The 24,247-nt window shown below is 68.3% G+C and carries 16 protein-coding genes and 3 pseudogenes; 14 read left to right on the top strand and 5 right to left on the bottom strand.

Annotated features, from left to right (window positions below):
• Positions 1 to 99: 99 nt before the first annotated feature.
• Entirely contained in the window at positions 100 to 1,608 is a 1,509-nt protein-coding gene (locus GCN81_RS20410; protein WP_156726052.1) for a toll/interleukin-1 receptor domain-containing protein, read from the bottom strand.
• 524 nt (positions 1,609 to 2,132) lie between these two features.
• Between GCN81_RS20410 and GCN81_RS20405 the strand changes: the two are divergent.
• Together GCN81_RS20405 and GCN81_RS20400 are read left to right on the top strand one after the other, a co-directional pair.
• Positions 2,133 to 2,819, top strand: a pseudogene (locus GCN81_RS20405) (MBL fold metallo-hydrolase); the annotation flags it as partial.
• A 5-nt stretch (positions 2,820 to 2,824) separates the two neighbouring features.
• On the top strand, positions 2,825 to 3,220 hold the full coding sequence (locus tag GCN81_RS20400) for a nuclear transport factor 2 family protein (protein WP_156726298.1): 396 nt from the start codon (positions 2,825 to 2,827) through the stop codon (positions 3,218 to 3,220).
• 120 nt (positions 3,221 to 3,340) lie between these two features.
• On the opposite strand, the gene GCN81_RS20395 is transcribed toward GCN81_RS20400, so the two are convergent.
• The gene (locus tag GCN81_RS20395) at positions 3,341 to 3,850 is read right to left on the bottom strand and encodes a MarR family winged helix-turn-helix transcriptional regulator (RefSeq protein ID WP_156726050.1); all 510 of its coding nucleotides are present in this window, start codon (positions 3,848 to 3,850) and stop codon (positions 3,341 to 3,343) included.
• 200 nt (positions 3,851 to 4,050) lie between these two features.
• Between GCN81_RS20395 and GCN81_RS20390 the strand changes: the two genes are divergently transcribed.
• From GCN81_RS20390 to ltrA, 6 genes and pseudogenes are all read left to right on the top strand, one after another.
• Entirely contained in the window at positions 4,051 to 4,179 is a 129-nt protein-coding gene (locus GCN81_RS20390; RefSeq protein ID WP_407697995.1) for a hypothetical protein, read from the top strand.
• A 252-nt stretch (positions 4,180 to 4,431) separates the two neighbouring features.
• Entirely contained in the window at positions 4,432 to 5,082 is a 651-nt protein-coding gene (locus GCN81_RS20385; RefSeq protein WP_156726049.1) for an MOSC domain-containing protein, read from the top strand.
• 30 nt (positions 5,083 to 5,112) lie between these two features.
• A pseudogene (locus tag GCN81_RS32505) lies at positions 5,113 to 5,358 on the top strand (IS982 family transposase); the annotation flags it as partial.
• Positions 5,359 to 5,425: 67 nt separating this feature from the next.
• The gene (locus GCN81_RS31965; RefSeq protein WP_197287715.1) at positions 5,426 to 5,599 is read left to right on the top strand and encodes a hypothetical protein; all 174 of its coding nucleotides are present in this window, start codon (positions 5,426 to 5,428) and stop codon (positions 5,597 to 5,599) included.
• A gap of 217 nt (positions 5,600 to 5,816) precedes the next feature.
• Entirely contained in the window at positions 5,817 to 6,893 is a 1,077-nt protein-coding gene (locus GCN81_RS20375; RefSeq protein ID WP_325065120.1) for a PP2C family protein-serine/threonine phosphatase, read from the top strand.
• A gap of 747 nt (positions 6,894 to 7,640) precedes the next feature.
• Positions 7,641 to 9,404: a group II intron reverse transcriptase/maturase gene (gene ltrA, locus GCN81_RS20370; protein WP_156726047.1), complete on the top strand. Its 1,764-nt coding sequence runs from the start codon at positions 7,641 to 7,643 to the stop codon at positions 9,402 to 9,404.
• 120 nt (positions 9,405 to 9,524) lie between these two features.
• Here the strand turns inward: ltrA and GCN81_RS20365 are convergent, their stop codons facing one another.
• Positions 9,525 to 10,250 (bottom strand): GntR family transcriptional regulator, encoded by a 726-nt coding sequence (locus GCN81_RS20365; RefSeq protein ID WP_156726046.1) that lies wholly within the window; start codon positions 10,248 to 10,250, stop codon positions 9,525 to 9,527.
• A gap of 56 nt (positions 10,251 to 10,306) precedes the next feature.
• Between GCN81_RS20365 and GCN81_RS20360 the strand changes: the two genes are divergently transcribed.
• Positions 10,307 to 11,128 (top strand): class I SAM-dependent methyltransferase, encoded by an 822-nt coding sequence (locus GCN81_RS20360; protein WP_156726045.1) that lies wholly within the window; start codon positions 10,307 to 10,309, stop codon positions 11,126 to 11,128.
• A gap of 94 nt (positions 11,129 to 11,222) precedes the next feature.
• On the opposite strand, the pseudogene GCN81_RS20355 reads toward GCN81_RS20360, so the two are convergent.
• Positions 11,223 to 12,365 (bottom strand): annotated as a pseudogene (locus tag GCN81_RS20355) (MMPL family transporter); the annotation flags it as partial.
• A gap of 106 nt (positions 12,366 to 12,471) precedes the next feature.
• Between GCN81_RS20355 and GCN81_RS20350 the strand changes: the two are divergent.
• The 5 genes from GCN81_RS20350 (at position 12,472) to GCN81_RS20330 (ending at position 21,143) form a co-directional block, all read left to right on the top strand.
• Positions 12,472 to 13,716, top strand: a complete 1,245-nt coding sequence (locus GCN81_RS20350; RefSeq protein ID WP_156726044.1) for an RNA-guided endonuclease InsQ/TnpB family protein — start codon at positions 12,472 to 12,474, stop codon at positions 13,714 to 13,716.
• Between the two features lie 81 nt (positions 13,717 to 13,797).
• Positions 13,798 to 14,505, top strand: coding sequence for a spermidine synthase family protein (locus GCN81_RS20345; RefSeq protein WP_407697994.1), 708 nt, complete (start codon positions 13,798 to 13,800; stop codon positions 14,503 to 14,505).
• A gap of 61 nt (positions 14,506 to 14,566) precedes the next feature.
• Entirely contained in the window at positions 14,567 to 15,304 is a 738-nt protein-coding gene (locus GCN81_RS20340) for a response regulator transcription factor (protein WP_156726042.1), read from the top strand.
• 683 nt (positions 15,305 to 15,987) lie between these two features.
• The gene (locus tag GCN81_RS20335; protein WP_156726297.1) at positions 15,988 to 17,055 is read left to right on the top strand and encodes a HAMP domain-containing sensor histidine kinase; all 1,068 of its coding nucleotides are present in this window, start codon (positions 15,988 to 15,990) and stop codon (positions 17,053 to 17,055) included.
• A gap of 260 nt (positions 17,056 to 17,315) precedes the next feature.
• Positions 17,316 to 21,143 carry a multifunctional oxoglutarate decarboxylase/oxoglutarate dehydrogenase thiamine pyrophosphate-binding subunit/dihydrolipoyllysine-residue succinyltransferase subunit gene (locus tag GCN81_RS20330; RefSeq protein ID WP_156726041.1) on the top strand — a complete coding sequence of 1,276 codons (3,828 nt, stop codon included), beginning with the start codon at positions 17,316 to 17,318 and terminating at the stop codon, positions 21,141 to 21,143.
• 77 nt (positions 21,144 to 21,220) lie between these two features.
• Here GCN81_RS20330 and fxsT read toward each other — a convergent pair whose 3' ends face one another.
• Positions 21,221 to 24,199 (bottom strand): FxSxx-COOH system tetratricopeptide repeat protein, encoded by a 2,979-nt coding sequence (gene fxsT, locus GCN81_RS20325; RefSeq protein ID WP_156726040.1) that lies wholly within the window; start codon positions 24,197 to 24,199, stop codon positions 21,221 to 21,223.
• Positions 24,200 to 24,247 lie beyond the last annotated feature (48 nt).

The raw sequence follows: 24,247 nt of genomic DNA, 5'->3' as shown, positions 1-24,247 counted from the left end.
ACCTCTTGTGGTCGCGTACACAGCGTGGCCGTCATTCTTCAGGCGATGGCGGTCACGGTCGTGAACCGACTCGAACAAGGTGGCCCGGTCGAAGCTCCCTTAGAACTGTTGACCTGCGATTTTATAGAAGGACGTCTGGTACGCCTCCAGCGCAGCACGGGCGCGGTCCTCGTTGCCGCCGAACAACCCACTCGCGAGGGGACCCCATTGGGCACCTTGCGTATCGAACTCATGCGCCAGGTCGGCAATCGGGTTGCCGTGGCTCTCGGACCGCCAAGTCGACCGCCCGTACCAGCGAGAGTGTCTCCACGACGGTTTCTGCGGGTTTGCGGCCGCACGCACGTTCACCACATCTTGTGCGAGCACCCCGAGCACCACTTCGGCCCGGTCGAATTCCGAACTGTAAGCGTCGTCGTCCGACCATTGGTCCGAGAAGATCGGGCGAAGGACATGGTGCAGCCACTCAGCAACCGGCGTGTGGTACTTACCGTTCCGACGTTCCGTGAAGTCCTTCAACGAGTCGCCCAAATCCCTCCCTGTCGCGCTTGCACGCGCGAGGGTATTGGTGACGTAGTCCGTGGTACCGCCGAACGGTTTGTTCGGATCCGTTGCCTCGACGATGGGCGTCGGCTTCTGCCCGTACCTGTCCCTGACCGACGGGTCGATGACCATTGACTTGAGGTTGGCCCAGTTGCCGCTCGACGCACAGGCGAGCGCGGCGGTCATGATGCCAACCATCCCCGGGAGGTGGCGGAGTTCAACTAGAGCCGACGTCCCACTCTCCGGCCTGGTTGCCGCCGCGACGAAAGAGCGAATGCCGCTCGTCCATGGCTGCAACGATTCGGGCGCTCCCCAACGGCACGCGACCTGAAGTGACGCGCAGAACGGCTCGGAGAGGGTCCAAAGGTCTTGTGCCTCCTCAGCGATACGAACGATCTGCTCCTCGTTCGTGCCGTCCAGCTGCCCGGCCAGCCGCTCCGCATTCTTGAGGACCGCAAGCACACGCTGGACTTCTTGCGAGACCAAGTCATCCAACTCAATGCGCCGTGACGGTTCGAGGAGCATCTCTTTGGTGAGTCGCTTGAGAAGGTCCGCCCGGTCCGCAGAGGTCGCCTGCTCGACTGCGGCGAGGGCGGTAGCCAGGTCGGGCCTCTTTTCGCCGAGCAAGCGATTAATCGTGGTAACGAGCCTGGCCGCGTGCGCCGTGTGGTCCCTTCCGAACAGATCCGAGTAGTTGAGGTCACTCAGCACTCGTCCGGCCCCGAGGTCCCAGCCGGGGACGTCTCCCGCGTCGAATCTCACGGGGATCAGCCAGACGCGTCCGGGTGGCATCTGGCGGAACTCTTCGACGGCGAGGGTTAGTTCCTCGTTCATGTAGGACCTAGCCTTGGCCCGGGAGTTGTCTGAGAAGCAGGCCAGGAAGACGAGCGATCCGTCTCTGATGGCCGCCCGGATCTTGGCTCTCCAGGCGTCGCCTGGCCCGAGGTCCTTGCGGTCTCTCCAGTACGGGATCTGGGCCGCCTCCAGGACAGCGCAGAGGCCATCTACTTGATCCGAGTCTTCGCGGACGTATGAGATGAAGACGTGTTTGCCCACTTCGTCGCTCATGGCTCGGATGATAGGTCCTAGCTCTGACACTGACGGCACCGAAACCCGATGCCGTAACGGAGCCAACTGGCTACCAGCTGACCCCACGAAGATCGACTTTTCACTCCTCGTGCAGGACCACAAGGAAGTGGGCAAGAGCCGGGATCCGTGATTAGAACCAGGCGCCCCCGCCTCTCCGAAAATGCAAGGTTGATCTGCACAACTCGGTAGTCCGCCGCGCAGACTGAACCTTCATCTTGCCGGTCACAGCCATGGGTGGATGAAACCTTCGGTTGCACACGACAACCACTGTCGGTCCGAGGTGTCGGGGCCCTGTGCTGCCCAAGGGCTGGCAGACCACAGGGCACCGAACCCATACACACGGAACAATAATCTAAGGAAGTTGCTTCCATGGAATGGACATGGTTTGCTGAGGCCTGCCGGGTTTCCGTCAGCTCTCCACGGGGGCGTTGGTCACCGCCTGGATTTGACCTGCCTTAGAGAGGAGTGCGCGTCATGACCGTTCCCGCGGTCTACGGCGGACCAGGGTCGTCACCGACCCGACCTTCGATCCGCCGGGCGAGTACCCCATGCCCCTCCCGGGCGACCACAAGCTCGTCAAGGCCGACCCCGCGCCGGTCACAGCCGCCGACCTCGGCCGGGCCCTGCTGGCCGAGGTGCCGGTCATCTTCACCACCGAGAGCGGCGCCGACCGCCTGGGCGGCAACGCCCGCGGCCTCGCCTTCTGGCAGACCGCCGAGCTCAAGCGGCCCGACGGCGGCACCGTGACCATCACCGGCGTGCCCGCCCGGCACGGCCCCGTGGGCTGCGAGCCGATCTCCGGTGACGTCGTCGGCTTCATGCTCACCTCCGACGACCTGCCCTCGGTCTACGTCAGCGGCGACAACGCGGCCCTGGAGCACGTCAAGGAGATCGCCGACCGCTTCGCTCCCGTCGACACGGCGATCCTCTTCCTCGGCGGCGCCCGCATGCCGTTCGCCTTCGACGGTGCCCTGCTCACTCTCGACAGCGCCCTGGGCGCCGAGGCCGCCAAGACGCTCGGCGCCCGCCGCGTCGTCCCCGCCCACTACGACAGCTGGGCCCACTTCCAGGAAGGCCGCGCCGAGATTGAGGCCGCCTTCACAGGGGCTGGCCTGGCCGACCGCCTCGACTTCACCAGACGACCCCAATCGAACCAACCGAACCAACCGAACCAACGGAGACCACGATGACCAAGATCACCACTGCCAACCTCGACCTGGCCCGCACCTACTTCCAGGCCGTGCAGACCGGAGACATGGCCGCCCTCGGCGGCCTCCTCGACGAGGAGATCGTCTGGCACCAGCCCGGTAGCAACCAGTTCTCCGGCGACCGCAAGGGCCAGGGCGCTGTCTTTCAGATGCTCGGCGGCATGATGGAGGCCAGCCAGGGCACCTTCGCCATCGACAAGATCCACTCCCTGATGGGCAACGGCGACCTGGTCGCCGCCACCATCCACTTCACCGGCCGCCGCGGCGACACGTCCATGGCCATGGACGGCGTGGACCTCCTGCGCATCCAGAACGGCAAGATCACCGAGATGTGGCTCTTCTCCGGCGACCAGAGCGCCGAAGACGCCTTCTGGGGCCGCTGAAACCTCGTATGCCCCGAGGACCGACCCGACCTCGGGGCACACGGCGTCGCCCCGCCCTCACCAGCCCGCATCAACCGCCCGAAGCCGCGCCCGAAGCCGTGCCGGAAGTACTGCGGCGGCTCACGAGGCCGACCGGCCGGACTGCTTCGGCGCCCGCATCGTCGGCACCGGCGCCTCACCCGCGGCCTTCCGCTCCGCGTCCAGAGCACGTCCGGCCGCCCGCAGCGTACTGAGGACCGCGGTCACCTCCCGCACGGACTGCTCGGGAATCACCGACCCGATCCGCAGCTCCAACTCGGCCTCGAACACCTGCACCGCCCCCTCCACCAGCCTGCGCCCCTCGCCCGTCAGCTCGACGATCGACGAACGCCGGTCGTTCGGATTCGCGCGACGCCCACACAGGCCCGCCGACTCCAGGCGGTCCACCACCTTGCTCGTACCGCCCACCGTGATCGAGAACTCCTCGGCGATGTCCTGGATCCGCCGCCCCGGTCGGCGCAGCAGCAGGTGCAGCACCTCGAACGACGTCAGCGGAAGGTCGTACTCCGCCCGCAACCGCCCCTCGATGCCGTTCCACAGCTCGATCTCCAGCGAGACCAGCTCCCGGTACAGCAGCTTCAGATCAGCCATCACTCATCTTCCAAAGATTTATCTTCCATGGATGATTCATTGTAGTCGCCGGTGGATCCCACGCCAGCCGCGGGCTGGAGCGCGATCATGTAGTGATGCTCGACTTCGACCCGGTGGTGGTGGTAGGGAGCAACTGCTCCTTACCAGCCCTGAACTCGCCGACGCTCTCAGCGCAGTAGTGAGCCGCTGAGCAGATGCGTGTGGCTGCGTCCATCGGCCGCACCCCTTCGGCCGATCCGGCAGTACTCGCCATGCTCATCGACGACCTGGCTCCATGGCTCGCAGCCGAATACACCGCCGTGCACGGCGAGAAGGCACCGCGCCCCTGAACGAGCCCCCTGCCCATCGAATTTCGCAAGGTGATCCTGCCGACCCCGCGACGGACCCAGACCCCATCCCTGCGAGTCACAGACCACCACGGCAGGGTGTCGCAGACATCGAATGCACGGGACATCGTGACTGTTGTCCCGTGCAGGTGAACCCTGCGCGTTCGCTTGAAGATGCGCTGACACTCGCGCCGCAATCGCAGCAGGGGCGGAACTGGGTCGCCTCGGTGTGCAGCGGACCGTACCGTCGCCGGCATGAAGCTGCTCTCCGTCAATATTGGCAAACCCCAACCCAACCCATGGAAGAGACTCAGCGCGACAGGCATCGACAAGCGGCCCGTTGATGGCCCGGTCGCCGTCGCTGCCCCCGGCCCCAAGGGCACTGGGGCAGTCGGTCTCGCGGGCGACCGCGTCTACGACGTGAAGCACCACGGCGGTTCCGACCAGGCCATTTATGCCTATGCCCGCGAGGATCTCGATGGGTGGGAGAACGAGTTGGGCAGGCTGCTTGAGAACGGCGTCTTCGGGGAGAACCTCACCACCGTCGGCCTCAACGTCAACGGTGCACTGATCGGCGAACGCTGGCGCATCGGGCCCGATGTGGTCCTGGAGGTGTCGTGCCCACGGATCCCGTGTGCGACCTTCCAGGGCTGGCTGGAGCGCGACGGCTGGGTCAAACGCTTCACGCAAGCCGCGCTGCCGGGCGCGTATCTGCGTGTCATCGCGCCCGGGGACATTCGGGCCGGTGACCCGGTCGAGATCGTGCGTCGGCCCGACCACGACGTGACCGTGGCACTTGTCTTCCGCGCGATGACGCTCGAACCGGACCTGCTGCCGCGGCTGCTGGCCGCCGACGCACTGCCGGAGGAGACCAGGGAACTGGCCCGTAGGCGCATGACCGTATAGGTCATCCAATGTCAGTGTGTGAAGACTGACGTGGACTCCACGCCGGTGGAATGCGGCCGCTCCCGCGAGACCGTCAAACGCTCCGACCTGGCCGGATGGGCTGAAAACGGCTACTGCACCAGCCACAGCCGGTTCTTCTGGGGCCTGCGCCTGCACCTGGTGCGCACCCTCCAGGGCCTGCCGGTCGCCTTCGCGCTGACCAGGACCAAGGCCGATGAGCGCGAGGCCCTGCTGGGCCTGCTCGCCGCCGAACCCGAACTGGCGGCCGACCCGCCTCGGCGAGCCGCTGGCTTCCGCATCCTGCGCCGATTGCCTTCTCTGCCAGCGGCAGCATGGCGCGGATATGGGCGTCCAGCTGTGCCGCGTACTCGGCCGAAGCGGCCTCGCCTGGCCTGCGGTATTCGACGAGGGCCTGGCGGCAAAGGACCTCGACTTCCTGCAAGTCGACACCGGGCGGCTGCTGGTCTCATTCATGGCCAACCTCCTGGGGGTTCGCGGAATGATGCTCGGCACATAGCGCGCGCTGGACCGGTGGAACGGTGGACCGGTCCAGTCACCGCGCGCCGGGGGCTGTCGGTCGCGGGTCCCCGGGATGCCCCGGGAGGCCGCGAGAGCGATGAGTAGAACACTCGACTGCAGCGAGGCAGGCTGGACCCATGAGATCGCTCTTCCGCTCAGCTCCGCTGCCAGGAGTGGGCGGTCATAGCCGGGCCCTTTTCCGAGTCGCGCAGTGCGTGCCGTTCGTGATCGTACTGGTCGCGCTGGGCATCGAGCTCTCACCTGCACACTTTCTGGTCACCGGCACCTTCCTCACCGCGATGCCGGCGCTGGCCGCGTTGACGATGGGCCCGAAGGGCATCCTCTCCGTAGCAGCTCTCGCTCTCGCCACCGACCTGACCTCCCCCGCCTACGACCTGGCGTACTACAGCAACATCGTGAGTCTGCTCCTGGTGTCCCTAGCCAGTGTCACGATGAGCAACGCCGTGCGCACGCGCAGGCAGAGCGAGCTCGACCAGGTCCGTCGGATCGCCATGGCAGCCCAGGAGGCCATCCTGCGTCCGGTACCCGCCCGGCTGGGCCGGGTGCGGGCGGCCAGCATGTACCTCGCGGCTGAGACGGGGGCGCAGATCGGCGGTGACCTGTACGAGGCTGTGCAGACCCAGTACGGGGTCCGGCTGATCGTGGGCGACGTCCGGGGCAAGGGACTGCCTGCCGTGCGCGCGGCCGCAGCCGTGCTGGGCGCGTTCCGGGTGACCGCGCACTACGAGGATGAACTCGCGGAGGTGATGAACCACTGCGCGGCTGCGCTGCGACAGGAGCGCGCCGTGCCCGGTGCGGTCGATCAGGAAGTTCTGCTGGAGGGTTTCGTCACCGCGCTGGTAGCCCAGGTGTCCGACACACCCGAGGTCCAGGTGGTCAACCGCGGCCATCCGCCTCCGCTGGTGCTGCGCCAGGGCAAGGTTGAGGCCCTGATGCCCACCTCACCGCTGCCGCCCCTCGGCCTGGAAGACCTCCTCACCGGCCCTCCTGCCAAGGCGGAGAGCTATCCGTTCGCACCCGGCGACCGCATGCTGCTGCACACCGACGGCGTGATCGAAGCCCGCAACCCTGACACCAACGATTTCTTCGCCCTGCCCGAGGCCATGGAGGCGGTGCACACCTGCCCCCCGCACGAGTTCCTGGAACAACTGCACCGCAGATTGATCCGCCACACCGATGGCCGCCTGACCGACGATGCGGCGATGCTCCTCGTTGACCGTCTCAACGAAGAAGCAGGCAAACAAGCAGCCGGCGCCGCTGCCGCCGCCTGAAGTGACAGACCGCAGTGATCTCCCGGCCACGTCCTGAGCGCGGTGCTTGGCGAAACCCGCCAACTGAAGCGCTCAGTGTGCGACACGAAGTCGCTCCAGGTAAGTAAGTCCAGCCACGTGAAGGAGGTATCGATCGGCTGAACTTCGGGCCAGTGTCCAAGGTCCGTCCCCGCGCTCCCATGCGTCGCTGGTAACGGCGGGGTGTGAAGCGGAGCGTTCAAGCCCAAGAGCGTCCCGGCCATCGGGGTGCAACAGGTGAGGGGAAGGCTGGACGGGCGAACGAAAGTGAACCCTCGATGATGCCTCGTGACTTTAAGACCGCGCTGATGGCGTGTTGGCGGCGGTCACAGGACCCGGTGCTGGGAAGCACCAAGCGACCTTCGGGTAACTGAGCCCGGAGGGAGGACACCGCTGGTCTCGGGGTAGAGGGGGCGCCCACCCCAGCCGCGTCTTACTGGTGCGGAACGTGGAAACCCCGACGGGGTCCAAGCCTTGGCTTGGTAGGCCGACCGCAAGGAAGGCTGAAGTCCCTGGCGGGAGAAGGAAGATCCAAGAAGCGAAGGCCGGCGGGCCGAAAGGCCAGAGGAAACCGGGAGATTGGGACCTTCACCCGCTCTCGCATAACTCGCCGGATACGGGCCCTGGTGGTCCGGCCCGAAAGGGTGCCCACGTGGATCAGGTGAGCCTTTGAAGTCACCACTGCAAGGAAGCCGGAACCGAGGGACAAGTTAGACACCGGAGGCGAACATGGAGATCACGGCACCTGTCGTGGTGTCCTCGTCTGCGGTGAACGGACCCGAGGACGTCTTATTCGACTGGCACGGAATCGACTGGGCCACCTGCGAGGAGAACGTACGGCGACTGAGGCAGAGGATCTTCAAGGCGACGCAGGACGGGGACCTCAAGAGGGTCCGCAACTTGCAGAAGCTCATGCTGCGAAGCCGCAGTAACACGCTGGTCAGCGTGAAGCGGGTGACGCAGCAGAGCAGTGGTCGCATGACGGCTGGCATCGACGGGGAACGGGCCCTCACGCCGAAGGCGAGAGGCACTCTGGCGGCCGAGATCCATCGGTCGTCGAAGCCCTGGAAGGCCAGGCCGGTCAAGCGAGTGTTCATCCCGAAGAGCAACGGGAAACAGCGACCACTCGGCATCCCGGTCATCCGTGACCGGGTTCTCCAGGCCCGCGTGAAGAACGCGCTGGAACCCGAGTGGGAAGCGCGGTTCGAGCCGAGGTCTTATGGCTTCCGGCCCGGCCGCAGCTGCCAGGACGCGATATCCGCGATCTTTTGGACGGTGAAGGGCAAGAACCCGAAGCGTCTGTGGGTCCTGGACGCGGACCTGTCGGCGGCGTTCGACCGCATCGACCACACCCACCTCATGACCATGCTCGGCCAGTTCCCTGCCAGGGATCTGATCCGCGGCTGGCTGAAGGCGGGCGTGATCGACCGCGGCCGGTTCGCACCGACCGAGGAGGGCACTCCTCAAGGCGGTGTGATCAGCCCGCTGTTGCTGAACGCTGCTCTGCACGGACTGGAACAGGCCGCAGGGTGCCAATACACGGTGCGGGCCGGGCGTGAGCCCGGCGCGATGCCCGGCACTCCGGTGCTGGTGAGGTATGCCGATGACTTCGTCGTGCTCTGCCACGACGAAGAACAGGTGCACCAGGTCAGGGCCCGTCTGGAGGACTGGCTGGAGCCGAGGGGTCTTCGCTTCAACGAGGAGAAGACCCAGGTCGTCCACCTCGATGAGGGGTTCGACTTCCTCGGATTCAATGTCCGTCGGAAGGGCCAGAAGAAACTGATCATCACTCCGAGCACAGCGGCCTGCGCGAGGCTCCGGGCTCGATTACGGACCGAGGTGAAGGCCCTGCACGGGGCCAATGCCGAGGCCGTGTTGCGCAGACTGATCCCGATCGTTCGCGGTTGGGCGGCCTACTACCGGGCGGTGGCATCCACGACGACGTTCTCGTCGCTGGATCACTACATGTGGCGACTGACCTTCAAATGGGCCAGACGACGTCACCGCAACAAGTCGAGGCACTGGGTCGTGGACCGGTACTTCGGCAGGTTCCACCCGTCCCGGCGAGACCGGTGGGTGTTCGGCGACCGCGACAGCGGCGCCTTCCTCATCAAGTTCGCCTGGACCGGCATCGTCCGCCACCAGCTCGTCAAGGGCGGAGCGTCCCCGGACGATCCCGCTCTGACCGAGTACTGGCAGCATCGCCGCCGCAGGAAAGCGCCACCGCCGATGGACAAGACGAGTCTTCTCCTGGCGGTCCGGCAGCAGGGGCTCTGTCCTCTCTGCAAGCAGGCGCTGATCGTCGGAGCCGAGTACGAACCGGACAGTCCACGCGAGTGGATCAACTGGTTCGCGGCCTCGAAGAAGATGCTCCACAAGCATCACTTCACCTACCGGCGAGACGGCGGCACGGACGAGCGGAACAACCTTCGCCTCGTGCACTCCGAATGCCACCGTCAGCATCACGCTGGCGACGGCAAAAGGACCACATAACCCTGCTGACCTGCGAAGCCCATGGGGCTTGCTTGAGCCGGATGCGGGGAAAGCTCGCACGTCCGGTTCTGAGGGGGCCGGGTCACGGCAACGTGATCCGGCTACCCGACCACACGGACGTCAGTGACCATCGCCCATCGGATACGTCTCGGTCTCCTCCCACACATCGCCCGGAGTCACGCCATACTCCACCACGATCGCCTTGCCCTCCTGGTCAACGGCGGTGTGCAGCAACTCGACCACCGGGAACGGCAGATCGCACTCCAGCCACGCGGCCTCGCTCTCGGTCCCCAGACGAACCCTCTTGACGTCCACGCCCCGCACGGAGACGCGACCCGTCATGCGCTGGATATACCGGGTCGTGCCCTCGATGATCGGCTTCGCGCTGGCCAGTTTCGGACACACGTCTGCGATGTCAGGCGGGAACCAGGCCACCACAGACGAGCATGCGGAACCGTCGGTGAGCTGCACCAACCGCTCCCGGCGCAGTGCCTCCTGCCCCTCGCCCAGACCGAGGCAGGCGGCGATTCGCGCGGGCGGAACCTCCCGAGTCGGGCTGCCGACGATACGGAAGGCCCGGCCCGAAGCCCTGGACGAGCCGGACTTACGGCCGCCTGCCGGGCGGGCCAGCGGTGTCGTGCTGACGCGGTAGCCCTGCCCCTGCCGCGCATCGACCAGGCCGTCGCGCTCGAGGGTGTCGTACGCCTTGATCACGGTCGCTCGGGAGACGTTCCAGAGGGCCATGAGTTCCCGTTGGGACGGCAGGAGGTCATCGGGGCCGAACTCCTCGTCGGTGATGCGCTGCCGCAGCGCGTCGGCGATCTCCTCGTACTTCAGAACGGCCATACGGGGGGCTCCTCCATGCTGGACAGGTTGACCGGTCAGGGTAGACGATCCCGTCCATGACACCTGAGCCACAGGTCGCTCCTGAAGTTCTCGACTTCTATACGCAGACCATCGACGAATCCGCCCGGCTCACCTCCAGCGCCGACGGCAAGCTCGAACTCGTCCGCACGCAGGAGATCCTGCGCCGCCATCTGCCATCTTCCCCGGCGCGCGTCCTCGATGTGGGTGGCGGTCCCGGCATCCACGCTCAGTGGCTTGTCGAGGACGGCTTTCAGGTCCACGTCATCGATCCCGTCCCCCGCCACATCGACCAAGCCCCCGAGACCGGAGCGACCGCCGAACTCGGCGACGCCCGCAAGCTCGCCGCTCCGGATGACTCCTACGACGTCGTCCTCCTCTTCGGGCCGCTCTACCACCTCCTCGACCAGGAGGACCGGGACCGGGCCCTCGCCGAGGCTCTGCGTGTGGTCAGGCCCGGCGGACTCGTCGCCGCGGCGGCCATTGGCCGCTACGCCTCACTGTTCGAGCACGTCGCCACCACTCTGCTCGACGTGGACCACGTACGGAACGCCGTCACCGACATCCTCACCACCGGCGTGCATCAGCCTGGCAGGAAGGGCTTCACCGCGTCCTACTTCCACACCGCCGAGGGCCTGGCCGAAGAACTCAGCGCCGCTGGCCTGCGGGACGTGAAGGTCCACGGGATCGAGGGCCCAGCGTGGGCCGTGCTCAAGGGCACCGAACAGCACACCGGCGAATCGGTCCAGGACACACCCATGTTCCGCGCCGCCCTGGAAGCCGCACGGCTGGCGGAGCCCTACCCGGACCTGCTGTCCGCCAGCTCACACATGCTCGCCACCGGAACCGCCCCCGCCTGACAGGCTCGTCGGCACAAGATGAGACAGTCGGACGGCTTCCAAGCCGTCCGACTGTCTCAAAGTGCGCACCACAAGTGCACACCGCTGCGGAGCGTCAGCCCCGGTGGGCGGGGAGGGGCTCCGCGTGCGGGCTTGCCGGGGGCGCGGGTGCCTGCGCGGGGGCCGGGGCCTCGTCGTGGGTGAGGTCCGGGAGCCAGTTCAACCAGCTTGGGAAGTACCAGTTGCGTTCGCCGAGCAGAGCCATCACCGCGGGGAGCAGGACCGCGCGGATGATCGTCGCGTCGATCAGGACCGCCACCGCCAGGCCGACGCCCATCTGTTTCATGGACTGCATCGAGAGCGTGCCGAAGATCGCGAAGACGCCGACCATGATCGCCGCCGCGCTGGTGACGACCCCGGCCGTGGTGACCACGCCGTGGGTGATCGCGTCGCGGGTGGTCCGCCCCTGGACCTTGGCCTCGCGGATACGGGAGACGACGAAGACGTGGTAGTCCATCGACAGGCCGAAGAGGATCACGAACAGGAACAGCGGCAGCCAGGAGATGATCGCGCCGACACCCTCGGCGCCGACCAGCGAGGCGCCCCAGCCGTACTGGAAGACGGCCACCAGGATTCCGTACGCCGCCCCCACCGACAGGAGGTTGAGGACGATCGAGGTGATCGCGATCGTGAGCGACCTGAAGCAGAGCAGCATCAGCAGGAACGCGAAGACGACGACGAAGGCGAAGACCGGGGCCACGGCCGAGACGATCTGCTTGTTGAAGTCGTGCGATCCGGCGATCACGCCGGTGACGGGCGCTTCGAGGCCCTCGATCTGGCCGAGGGTCTGGGGGCGTATCTCGTCGCGGATCAGCTTCAGGCTCTGCTCCGCCGCCTCCTGGTCGGAGCCGCCGACCAGCGGTACCGAGATGATCGCCACGTTCTGCTGCTCGTGTGTGACGAGCTCGACCGGGCCGCGTGAGGCGCCCGAACTGACCGCCTGCTCGCGGAAGTCCGCGATCGCGCTCTGGGTGTCGGGCGCGGTGATGTCGGCGGCCTTCACCACTACCTCCGAGCCGGGTCCGAGCCGCCGGGGAAGGCGTCGCTGACGCGGTTGTAGGTGGCGACGATCGGCAGTGAGTCGCCGAACTCCTGGTCCAGGGTCAGGTTCTGGGTCTTCATGCCGAGCACGGGCAGCGCGACGGCGACCAGCGTCCCCGCCGCGACGTGCACGAGAGACCGCCGGGCGCTGGAGTACATTACCGGCCCTCGACGCCGGCCCGGACGTCGCCGAAACGACGTGCCTGCCATGCCTGTAGTCGTTCTTCCCGTCCGTGAGACCAATCGTAGCTAGGATCTTGGGTGTGCAGCTCCGCTACAACTACCGGACCTACCCGGACGCCGCACAGCGCCGTGCGCTGGCGAGTGCGTTCGGGTGCGCCCGCGTGGTGTGGAACGACTGCCTGCGCGACCGGAAGGAAGCGCACGCGGCGGGGCTGCCGTACGTGAAGTCGGCCGAGCTGTCCCGGCTTCGCGTCACCCAGGCCAAACGCACCGGGGAACGCGCTTGGCTCGCCGACGTGTCGGCGGTCGTCCTGCAACAGTCCCTGCGGGACCTGGACACCGCCTACAAGAACTTCTTCGACTCGGTCAAGGGCAAGCGGCAGGGCCGCAAGGTCGGCCCTCCCCGCTACAAGTCGAAGAAGGACACCCGGCAGTCGATCCGCCTCAACACCAACGCCTTCTCCGTTCAGGACGACGGCACGGTATACGTGGCCAAGGTCGGCAACCTCAAGGTCACGTGGTCCCGGCGGCTGCCGGCCGCACCCACGTCCCTGACTGTCACGAAAGACAGCTCCGGCCGGTACTTCCTCAGCTTCGTCGTGGACACCGAGCCGGACATCCTGCCCGAGCTGGAGACCGACGCCGGTATCGACCTCGGCTTGTCCGCCTTCGCCGTCCTGTCCGACGGTAGCAAGATCGACAGCCCGCGCTTCCTGCGCCGGGCGGAGAAGAAGCTCAAGCGTCTTCAGCGGGAGTTGTCCCGCAAGCAGAAAGGGTCGAAGAACCGGGCCAAGGCCCGCATCAAGGTCGCACGCCAGCACGCCAAGGTGGCGGACCGGCGCCGGGACTGGCACCACAAGGCATCCACGCAGATCATTCGCGACAACCAAGCGGTGTACGTGGAAAACCTCGCGGTGTCCGGCCTCGCCCGTACCCGGCTCGCCAAGTCCGTGCATGACGCGGGGTGGTCCGCGTTCGTCGGCATGCTGGAGTACAAGGCGGTCAAATGCGGTCGCACCTTCGCCAGGGTGGACCGGGCCTTCCCGTCCTCTCAAGTCTGCTCGGCTTGCGGGTTCCGGGACGGCCCCAAGCCCCTGCACGTCCGGGAGTGGACGTGCGGGGCCTGTGGCACCCTGCATGACCGCGACCACAACGCAGCCCGAAACGTCCTCGTCGAAGGACGCCGAATCGTCGCCGCCGGACGGGCGGAGACGCTAACTGCCTGTGGAGCGCCGGTAAGACGGGCACCCGTGCCCGCACAGCGCGGTGAAGCAGGAAGCCCCCGGAAGGGTCAGACGACCCAGGCCGGAACCCCTGGGCATTAGGCCAGGGAGCACGTCAAACCTATAGGGAGTTCGTCGAGTGGGCGTCAGGGTCGTGGGGTGGGGAGAGGGCGCTGCGGCAGGATGGGGGGTATGCGAGACGCGTACAACCCCGCAGAACCCGTTGTCCTGGATCGCCGCGAGGGCCCGTACGGCGAGGTCGCGCTGCGGCGGCACGGGGAGCTGCTGCAGATCATCGCCAACGGGTGTTTCCTCATGGACACCTCGGACGGCCGCTCCGAGCGGCTTCTCGTCGACGCGGCGCGTACGGCGCTCGGGGCGCGGCCAGCGCCGGACCTGCCGAGCCTGTTGATCGGTGGTCTCGGCGTTGGGTTCTCGCTGGCGCACGCGGCGGCGGACCCCCGGTGGGGGCGGATCGCGGTCGTCGAACGTGAGGCGGCCATTATCGACTGGCACCTCGGGGAGCCCGCTCCGCTGGCCACCGTCTCAGGAGCGGCGCTGCGGGACCCCCGTACCGAGATCCTGCACACCGACCTGATCGCGTATCTGCACGCCGCGACCGAGCGCTACGACGCGCTGTGTCTGGACATCGACAACGGGCCGGACTGGACGGTCACCAAGGACAACGAGGGGCTGTACTCGCCCGCCGGACTCGCCGCCTGCCAGGCCCGGCTCAGGCCCGGCGGGGTGCTGGCCGTGTGGTCCGCGCAGCCGTCGGCCGATTTCGAACAGGCCATGCGGAATGCCGGATTCCGGGGGGTGCGTACCGAAGAGATGCCGGTTGCCCGGGGCGTTCCGGACGTAGTGCACCTCGGCATCGTGGCTGCGTAGCCGCACCGTGTCCGCTGCCTTTACTCTGCTGACCGACACGCGATCACTTCAGGGGCGGGCGATGGAGCAGACACACACCTCCCATAGCGGCCCGGCCTCCACGCCGGGCGCACAACGGCGGGTGCTGGTCGTCGAGGACGACCTGACGATCGTCGACGCCATCGCCGCGAGGCTGCGCGCCGAGGGGTTTGTCGTCCAGACCGCGAGCGACGGGCCCGCGGCGGTGGAGACCGCCCAGGCGTGGCAGCCCGACCTGCTGATCCTGGACGTCATGCTGCCCGGTTTCGACGGGCTCGAGGTCTGCCGGAGGGTCCAGGCGCAGCGTCCGGTGCCGGTGCTGATGCTGACGGCGCGGGACGACGAGACCGACATGCTGGTCGGTCTCGGGGTCGGCGCCGACGACTACATGACGAAGCCGTTCTCGATGCGGGAGCTGGCGGCGCGGGTGCATGTCCTGCTCCGCAGAGTCGAGCGCGCGGCCCTCGCCGCGACGACTCCGCGCGGTGGCCTCCTCCGCCTCGGCGAACTGGAGATCGACCACGCCCAGCGCCGGGTCCGGGTGGGCGGCGATGACGTCCATCTGACCCCGACCGAGTTCGACCTGCTGGTCTGCCTGGCGAACAGCCCGCGCGCGGTGCTCTCGCGCGAGCAGCTGCTGGCGGAGGTGTGGGACTGGGCGGACGCGTCCGGTACGCGGACCGTGGACAGCCACATCAAGGCACTGCGCCGGAAAATCGGCGCGGAGCGCATCCGTACGGTGCACGGGGTGGGCTACGCGCTGGAGAGCCCAGCACCATGACCCCCGGGCCCGACCCGGCAGGCCCCGCCCACGACGCCACGGCCGACGCCCACCACACCGCGACTGACGGACCCAGCCGCGCCGACGCCGCGCCGCACGCGACGCGCGGCGGCGAGCAGCCCGCCACGGGCGGCACCGCGAGTGACGACCTCGCCGCACCGTGCGGCTCAGGGGGCGAGTCCAGCGCCCCCCGGAGCCGACGACCCGGCGCTCCTAGCGGCAGCACCCCCAGCGGTGGACCCGGCAAACCGGACGACGCGTCCGGCGCTCCGAGCAACGAAAGCGGCCCAGCAGCCGGGGGCAAGGCCAGGCCCGGGACCGAAACCGGGGCCAAGGCTGGGACCGAGGCCGGGACCCAGGCCATGGCCCGAGCCGCGACCGAGGCCAAGGCCCGCACCAGGGCCGGAGCCGGAGCCAAGGCCGGGACCGAGACCGGGGCCGGGACCCAGGCCGGAGCCGAGGCCAAGGCAGGAGCCGAAACCAAGGCAGGGACCAGGGCCGGAGCCGAGGCCGACACCGGGACCGAGGCCGGGAACGAGGCCGGGAACGAGGCCGGAGCCGGGGCCGGGGAGCGCTCGTCCAGGGGGCGTCGCGCGGCGCGGCGCGGCTGCGGGGCGCCCGGGTCGACGCGCGCGGCGCTTCGGCGCTGGGTGGTGCGGGGGCTGCGGGCCGCCGTGCGGGGGCTGCGGCCGTTTTCGATCAAGACCAAGCTCGGGGCGCTGGTGGTCGTCTCGGTGTTCATCACCACCGGGCTCCTGATGGTCGCGCTGCGCACCCAGACCGAGCTGCGCTTCATCACCGTCTTCTCGGTGATCGCGACGCTGCTGATCACCCAGTTCGTGGCGCACTCGATGACCGCCCCGCTGGACGAGATGAACACCGTCGCCCGCTCCATCTCGCACGGCGACTACACCCGCCGCGTGCGCGGCGCGGACCGCCGCGACGAGCTCGGCGACCTGGCCTGCACCATCAACCGCATGGCGGAGGACCTGGAGGCCCAGGACCGGCACCGCAAGGAGCTGGTGGCGAATGTCTCACACGAGCTGCGGACGCCGATCGCCGCGCTGCGCGCCGTACTGGAGAACGTGGTGGACGGCGTCTCGGCCGCCGACCCCGAGACGATGCGTACGGCCCTGAAGCAGACCGAGCGCCTCAGCGGCCTGGTGGAGACGCTGCTCGACCTGTCCCGCCTGGACCACGGAGTGATACCGCTGCGGGCCCGCCGCCTGGAGGTCTGGCCCTATCTGTCCGGCGTGCTGAAGGAGGCGCAGCTGCCGGGCGCCGCCGCCGCGCAGCGCCACGGGATGTACTCCTCGTCCGGGCGGCACACCCGTACGGACGTCCATCTGCATCTCGACGTCTCCCCGCCCGAGCTGACCGCGCACGCCGACGCCGAGCGGCTGCACCAGGTGGTGGCGAACCTGATCGACAACGCGGTCAAGCACAGCCCGCCGCACGGCCGGGTCACCGTACGGGCCAGGGCGGGCGCGGCGCCCGAGTCGCTCACCCTGGAGGTGCAGGACGAGGGGCCCGGCATGCCGCGCTCCGAGTGGCACCGGGTCTTCGAGCGCTTCAACCGCGGCCTCGCCCCGACCCCGCACGGCCCCGGCAGCGACGGCGGTACGGGTCTGGGGCTGGCGATCGCCCGCTGGGCGGTCGATCTCCACGGCGGCCGGATCGGTGTGGCTGAATCCCCTCGCGGCTGCCGCATCCAGGTCACCCTTCCAGGTATTCCCTGGTCACCCGGTTGACGTAGGGTTCGAACGGAAGCCGCGAGTTCGGACGAGCTCACGGCCAAGGGTGCGGACATTCAGGGCCGCGACCCTCCCCTCAAGCGCGCCTGCCCCACCGGAACCCCGCTTGTTTCCCGCCATTTCGGCCCCCGAAACACGACTCGCGATGTGACTTACACGACCAAAGGCCCGCCCGGTCTGCACCTCTCGGCCATAGAGGCGTAGCCTTGATTCCCGCTGTCCACCACCTTGTGAAGCGGAAGAGGGCGGTTACCGCCGTGTCGCCACAGTCCCCCAGTAACTCGAGCGTCTCGACCGACCAAGACGGGCAGGGCAAGAACCCTGCGACCGCGTTCGGTCCTAACGAGTGGCTCGTCGACGAGATCTATCAGCAGTACCTCCAGGACCCGAATTCAGTCGACCGCGCCTGGTGGGACTTCTTCGCTGACTACAAGCCGGGCGGCAAAGCCGCATCGGTGAAGGCGACGGAGAGCCCCGCCCCGGGTGCCGCAGCCGCGGGGGCTGCGGGCACCACCACGCCCGCGGCTCCGGCCACGACCCCTGCTCCGGCACCGGCAGCCACGCCGACGAAGCCCGCGGCCCAGGCCGCGCCTGCCGCACCGGCAGCTCCAGCGAAGCCCGCCGCCCCGGCGAAGCCCGCCGCGGCCCCGAAGCCCGCCGCCGCCAAGGCCAAGGCCGAGCCCGCCGCCAAGGCGGAACCCGCGACCGAGGCCCCGGCCGGCCCCGACTACGTCACGCTGCGCGGCCCGTCGGCCGCCGTCGCGAAGAACATGAACGCCTCCCTGGAGGTGCCGACGGCGACGTCCGTCCGCGCGATCCCGGTGAAGCTGCTCTTCGACAACCGCATCGTGATCAACAACCACCTCAAGCGCGCCCGGGGCGGGAAGATCTCCTTCACCCACCTCATCGGGTACGCGATGGTGCAGGCCATTAAGGCCATGCCGTCGATGAACTACTCCTACCAGGAGAAGGACGGCAAGCCGACCCTGGTCAAGCCGGAGCACGTCAACTTCGGCCTGGCGATCGACCTGGTCAAGCCCAACGGCGACCGCCAGCTCGTCGTCGCGGGCATCAAGAAGGCCGAGACCCTGAACTTCTTCGAGTTCTGGCAGGCCTACGAGGACATCGTCCGGCGCGCCCGCAACAACAAGCTGACGATGGACGACTTCACCGGCGTCACCGTCTCGCTGACCAACCCGGGCGGCCTCGGCACGGTCCACTCCGTGCCCCGCCTGATGCCCGGCCAGTCCGTGATCATGGGCGTCGGCTCGATGGACTACCCGGCCGAGTTCCAGGGCACCTCGCAGGACACCCTGAACAAGCTGGGCATCTCCAAGGTCATGACGCTCACGTCGACCTACGACCACCGGGTGATCCAGGGCGCCGCCTCCGGCGAGTTCCTGCGGATCGTCGCGAACCTCCTCCTCGGCGAGGAGAGCTTCTACGACGAGATCTTCAAGTCGCTGCGTATCCCCTACGAGCCGGTCCGCTGGCTCAAGGACATCGACACCAGCCACGACGACGACGTCACCAAGCCCGCCCGGGTCTTCGAGCTGATCCACTCCTACCGTCAGCGCGGCCACATCATGGCCGACACGGACCCGCTCGAGTACCGCCAGCGCAAGCACCCCGACCTGGACATCACCGAGCACGGCCTCACCCTGTGGGACCTGGAGCGTGAGTTCGCGGTCGGCGGCTTCGCCGGCAAGTCGATGATGAAGCTGCGCGACATCCTGGGCGTGCTGCGTGAGTCGTACTGCCGCACCACCGGTATCGAGTTCATGCACATCCAGGACCCCAAGGAGCGCAAGTGGCTCCAGGACCGGGTGGAGCGCGCCACGACCAAGCCGGAGCGCGAGGAGCAGCTGCGCATCCTGCGCCGGCTGAACGCCGCCGAGGCCTTCGAGACGTTCCTGCAGACCAAGTACGTCGGCCAGAAGCGCTTCTCGCTCGAGGGCGGCGAGTCCGTCATCCCGCTGCTCGACGCGGTCATCGACTCGGCCGCCGAGTCGCGCCTGGACGAGGTCGTCATCGGCATGGCCCACCGTGGCCGGCTGAACGTCCTGGCGAACATCGTCGGCAAGTCGTACGCCCAGATCTTCCGCGAGTTCGAGGGCAACCTCGACCCGAAGTCGATGCACGGCTCCGGCGACGTCAAGTACCACCTGGGCGCCGAGGGCACCTTCACGGGCCTGGACGGCGAGCAGATCAAGGTCTCGCTGGTCGCCAACCCCTCGCACCTTGAGGCGGTCGACCCGGTCCTGGAGGGCGTGGCCCGCGCCAAGCAGGACCTCATCAACAAGGGCGGTACGGACTTCACGGTCCTGCCGATCGCCCTGCACGGTGACGCGGCCTTCGCGGGCCAGGGCGTCGTGGCCGAGACGCTGAACATGTCCCAGCTGCGCGGCTACCGCACCGGCGGCACGGTCCATGTGGTGATCAACAACCAGGTCGGCTTCACCGCCGCCCCGGAATCCTCCCGCTCCTCGATGTACGCCACGGACGTGGCCCGCATGATCGAGGCGCCGATCATCCATGTGAACGGCGACGACCCGGAGGCCTGCGTCCGCGTGGCGCGGCTCGCCTTCGAGTTCCGCCAGGCGTTCAACAAGGACGTCGTGATCGACCTCATCTGCTACCGCCGCCGCGGTCACAACGAGGGCGACAACCCGCAGTTCACCAACCCGCAGATGTACTCGCTGGTCGACAAGAAGCGCTCGGTGCGCAAGCTCTACACCGAGTCCCTCATCGGCCGCGGCGACATCACCCTGGAAGAGGCCGAGCAGGCCCTGCAGGACTACCAGGGTCAGCTGGAGAAGGTCTTCACGGAGGTCCGTGAGGCCGCCACCCAGCCGAGTGAGTACCAGGGGGTCGACCCGCAGGCCGGGTTCCCCGAGTCGGCGTCCACCGCGATCTCCCAGGAGACCGTCAAGCGGATCGCCGAGTCGCAGGTCAACATCCCCGACCGGATCAAGGTGCACCCGCGCCTGATGCCGCAGATGACGCGCCGCGCGTCCTCGGTGGAGGACGGCACGATCGACTGGGGCATGGGCGAGACCCTCGCCATCGGCTCGCTGCTGATGGAGGGCGTCCCGGTCCGGCTCTCCGGCCAGGACACCCGCCGTGGCACCTTCGGCCAGCGGCACGCGGTCCTCGTCGACCAGGAGACCGGCGAGGACTACACCCCGCTGCAGTACCTGTCGGACGACCAGGCCCGCTACAACGTCTACGACTCGCTGCTCTCGGAATACGCCTGCATGGGCTTCGAGTACGGCTACTCGCTGGCCCGCCCCGAGGCGCTGGTCATGTGGGAGGCCCAGTTCGGTGACTTCGTCAACGGCGCGCAGACTGTCGTGGACGAGTTCATCTCCTCGGCCGAGCAGAAGTGGGGCCAGACCTCCGGCGTCACGCTGCTGCTGCCGCACGGCTACGAGGGCCAGGGCCCGGACCACTCGTCCGCGCGCCCCGAGCGGTTCCTCCAGATGTGCGCGCAGAACAACATGACGGTCGCGATGCCGACCCTCCCGTCGAACTACTTCCACCTGCTGCGCTGGCAGGTGCACAACCCGCACCACAAGCCGCTGGTCGTCTTCACCCCGAAGTCGATGCTGCGTCTGAAGGCGGCGGCCTCCAAGGCGGAGGAGTTCACCACGGGCGGCTTCCGTCCCGTCATCGGCGACGCCACGGCCGACCCGGCCCAGGTCCGCAAGGTCGTCTTCTGCGCGGGCAAGGTCTACTACGACCTGGAGGCCGAGCGCCAGAAGCGCGGTGCGACGGACACGGCGATCATCCGTATCGAGCGCCTGTACCCGCTGCCGGGTGCCGAGCTCCAGGCGGAGATCTCCAAGTACCCGAACGCCGCGAAGTACCTGTGGGTCCAGGAAGAGCCCGCGAACCAGGGCGCCTGGCCCTTCATCGCGCTCAACCTGATCGACCACCTGGACCTGGCCGTCGGTGCCGACATCCCGCACGACGAGCGTCTGCGCCGCATCTCGCGGCCGCACGGCTCGTCTCCGGCGGTCGGCTCCGCGAAGCGCCACCAGGCGGAGCAGGAGCAGCTGGTCCGCGAGGTCTTCGAGGCCTGAGCCTCAAGCCCTGAGGGGCCCGGCACCGAGTTCGTCTCGGTGCCGGGCCCCTCCCCGTTCTCTTACGACTCGAATTCTTACGACTCGAAGTCCCAGTACGGGCGGTTGCGGGACCGGGCGGAGATGGTGTGGACGTGCTGGGCGCCCAGCGTGGCCGCCAGGTCGCCCAGGGCCTCCTCCTCCGTCTTCTCGGCCTGTCGGCGGTCCCGCAGCCCCCGCAGGTCAGCGGCGTACGCGATCCGCGCGGACAGCGTCAGTGGGTGCGTACGGCCAAGGGTCTCGGTGGCCCGGGTGACGGTGGCCCCGCTGAGTTCGGCCGCCGCCTCCAGGTCGCCCGCGAGATTGTGCGCCGCGGAGGCGTTGATGGCGCAGCCCAGCGTCCAGGGGTGGGTCTCGCCCACGGCCCGGGCCATGTCGGCGAGCGCCTTGTCGATGAGCGCGTGGGCCTCGCGGCGCTCCCCGACGTGGCGCAGGACGAGTGCCAGGTTGGCGCGGGCGCCCGCGACGAAGGGGTGGTGCTCCCCGAACATCCGCAGGTAATGGGTGACGACGGACTCGCTGGTCTCCCTGGCCTGGTCGATGTCGCCGTGCTCACGGGCGAAGCAGCTCTGGCCCACGGCGAACTGCACCGCCAGCGGGTCCGCCTCGCCCAGGACGCGCTCACCGCGCTCCCGTACGCGGGCGAGCAGCGCTCCGGCCTTCTCCCGGTCGCCGACGCGGTAGTGGCACAGGGCGAGGTTGTACTCGGCGTCCAGGGTCTGTGGATGGTCGCGGCCCATCACGATCCGGTGCACCCGCACGCTCTGCGCCTGGAGCGACTCGGCCTCGCCGTAGCGGCCGAGGAGCCGCAGGTCCTGGGCGTACGAGATCTCCGAGGACAGCGTCCAGTTGTGCCGGGAGCGCAGGAGTTGCCGCCTGGCTTCCAGGGTGCGCAGGTCAAGTTCGAGTGCCTGCTGGTATCGGCCGAGCCGTCGCAGCGAGACCGCCAGGTTGTTCTGGGCGCTCAGCGTGCGGGAGTCCTGTTCGCCCAGCAGCTCCTGATAGCCCTTGAGCACCTGTCGGGACAGCTTCAGGGCCTCTTCGTAGCGGGCCAGGCCTCGCAGGTCGGCGGCGAGACCGGTCGCCGCGCGCAGGTAGTCCAGGTCCTGGGATCCGCGTTCGCCGTACAGGTGGTCGACCGCGGCGCGGTCGATGGGTTCCGTACGCGCGTAGCCGCCGACCACCCGCAGCAGGTTGACGTAGTGGTGGGTGAGGTCCCAGATCCGGGGGTGGGTCTCGCCGAGTTGTTCCTTCCAGGCGGTCAGGGCGCGCTCGCCGAGCTTGATGCCGGGGGTGTACTCGCCGGAGAGGTACAGATAGCGCAGGCAGTTCAGGACGAGCGACTGCACCGCCGGGTCGGTGGTGCGCAGCACGTCGGCGTACTTGAGGTGCGGGACGATCTCCGCGTAGCGCGGCCAGAGGCGGGTGTCGGTGGGACGGCCGGGGTCGGCTGCCGCCAGCGCCCGGCGGACCACGTCGATGAACTCCTGGCGGTCCGCGTCGGGCATGTCCCGGTGGACGATCTGGTGGACCATCCGGTGCAGATAGAGGGACTCGCCGGAGGGCGCGGCCTCGTCGGACCCCGTTTCGTAGGGCTCGATACGGACCACCGAGTACTGCCGTAGCTGGTTGACCGCCTTGTTCCAGAGCAGCGGGTCGTTCAGCAGGCCGACGAGTTGCTCGGGGAGTTCACCGCGCGGCATCTCCTTGACGATGCGTACGGGGATGGTGCCGGGTGCGAAGAAGGTGCACAGCCGCAGCAGGTCCACGGACTCCGGGACGGTGTCGCGGAGTTTGTTCAGCAGTATCGACCAGGCGGTCTGGAAGGCGAGCGGGAAGTCCGCGGAGACCTTGACCACGTCCTGGTCGATGCCGCCTTCGAGCAGCTCGATGTACGCCTGGACGGAGAGGTCGGAGTCGTTCAGCCAGCCACCCGTCTGGTCGAGGAGCAGGGGGAGGTCTCCGAGGGCCTCGGCCAGCAGGTCGGCTTCCGGCTCGGAGAGCCGGGGGGCGCGGCGGCGTACGAAGGCGACGGACTCGGCTCGCTCGTAGACGGGGATCTCCAGGAGCCGGCTGTTGTGCTCGCCCCATTCGGGGTTGCGTGAGGTGATCAGGACGTGGCCGGGGCCGGTGGGCACCAGGTCCCAGATCTGGTCGGGTTCGTCGGCGCCGTCGAGTACGAGGAGCCAGCGGGCGTACGGGTCGCCACGGCGCAGCGCGTCCCCTACGGCGCGCAGCCGCTCGCCGTACTCGGCGCCGGTCGCCAGGTCAAGGGCGGGGGCCAGCTCGGCCATCCGCCGCCGGTAGGTGCCGCGGTTCCCGGCGCTGACCCACCAGACCACGTCGTACTCGGAGCCGAATCGGTGGACGTACTCGGCGGCGAGCTGGGTCTTGCCCACGCCGGACATGCCGTGCAGCGTCACCACGCGGGCGCCCTGCCCGGAGGCTTGCAACAGGTGGTACGCGTCGTTCAGCAGGCGTTCCCGGCCGGTGAAGCGGGTGTTGCGCCGGGGCACGCCGCCCCAGACCTCGGGGGTGTCGGCGGGGAAGCGCGGGCCGCGCTTACTGTCCTGCGCCGACTTCGCCGGGGGCGTCAGGGGAATTCCCAGCGCTTCGATGACGCGCCGCTCGGCTTCGTCGGAACCGAGGTTGGTGAGGTCGTAGGCGCCGAAGACGCTGCTGGCGCTCGGCACGGCCGATGTGGTGACGGAGACGGCGGCGAACCGGCCGGGGTCGGGGGCGACGACCTCGCGCAGGGCGGCGTTCCACTCCTGGTGGCTGCGCGGCCCGAGTTGGAAGTACCAGGCGCTGAGAATGACCAGGATCTTTCCTGGCGCCAGCATCAGGTCGCGCAGCGACTCCTCCAGCGGCACCTGGACCGAGGGGTCCCAGCGCTGGTAGACGACCCGATGGCCGCGTCGTTCCAGACAGTCCCCGATCCAGGCCGCCCACGCTCGGTTGAAACCGGCGAAGCTGATCGTGATCGTTTGCCTGCCCGCTGTACGAGCTCCAGACATGCGGCCGCCTCCCTGCGCCATTTTAGAGTCCCGCAAGCGTCCGCGATA

It is taken from the genome of Streptomyces apocyni, from assembly GCF_009739465.1.
Classification (GTDB): Bacteria; Actinomycetota; Actinomycetes; order Streptomycetales; family Streptomycetaceae; genus Streptomyces; species Streptomyces apocyni.
The sequence above is the reverse complement of the archived record's forward strand: the minus strand, read 5'-3'. Positions and strand labels throughout refer to the sequence as shown.

Bases quoted from the DNA above. Each gene is read 5' to 3' on its own strand.
- GCN81_RS20340 (WP_156726042.1), top strand. From the start codon at position 14,567: ATGGAGCAGACACACACCTCCCATAGCGGCCCGGCCTCCACGCCGGGC.
- GCN81_RS20360 (WP_156726045.1), top strand. From the start codon at position 10,307: ATGACACCTGAGCCACAGGTCGCTCCTGAAGTTCTCGACTTCTATACG.
- GCN81_RS31965 (WP_197287715.1), top strand. From the start codon at position 5,426: ATGGGCGTCCAGCTGTGCCGCGTACTCGGCCGAAGCGGCCTCGCCTGG.
- GCN81_RS20345 (WP_407697994.1), top strand. From the start codon at position 13,798: ATGGGGGGTATGCGAGACGCGTACAACCCCGCAGAACCCGTTGTCCTG.
- GCN81_RS20385 (WP_156726049.1), top strand. From the start codon at position 4,432: ATGAAGCTGCTCTCCGTCAATATTGGCAAACCCCAACCCAACCCATGG.
- fxsT (WP_156726040.1), bottom strand. From the start codon at position 24,199: ATGTCTGGAGCTCGTACAGCGGGCAGGCAAACGATCACGATCAGCTTC.
- GCN81_RS20365 (WP_156726046.1), bottom strand. From the start codon at position 10,250: ATGGCCGTTCTGAAGTACGAGGAGATCGCCGACGCGCTGCGGCAGCGC.
- ltrA (WP_156726047.1), top strand. From the start codon at position 7,641: ATGGAGATCACGGCACCTGTCGTGGTGTCCTCGTCTGCGGTGAACGGA.
- GCN81_RS20410 (WP_156726052.1), bottom strand. From the start codon at position 1,608: ATGAGCGACGAAGTGGGCAAACACGTCTTCATCTCATACGTCCGCGAA.
- GCN81_RS20395 (WP_156726050.1), bottom strand. From the start codon at position 3,850: ATGGCTGATCTGAAGCTGCTGTACCGGGAGCTGGTCTCGCTGGAGATC.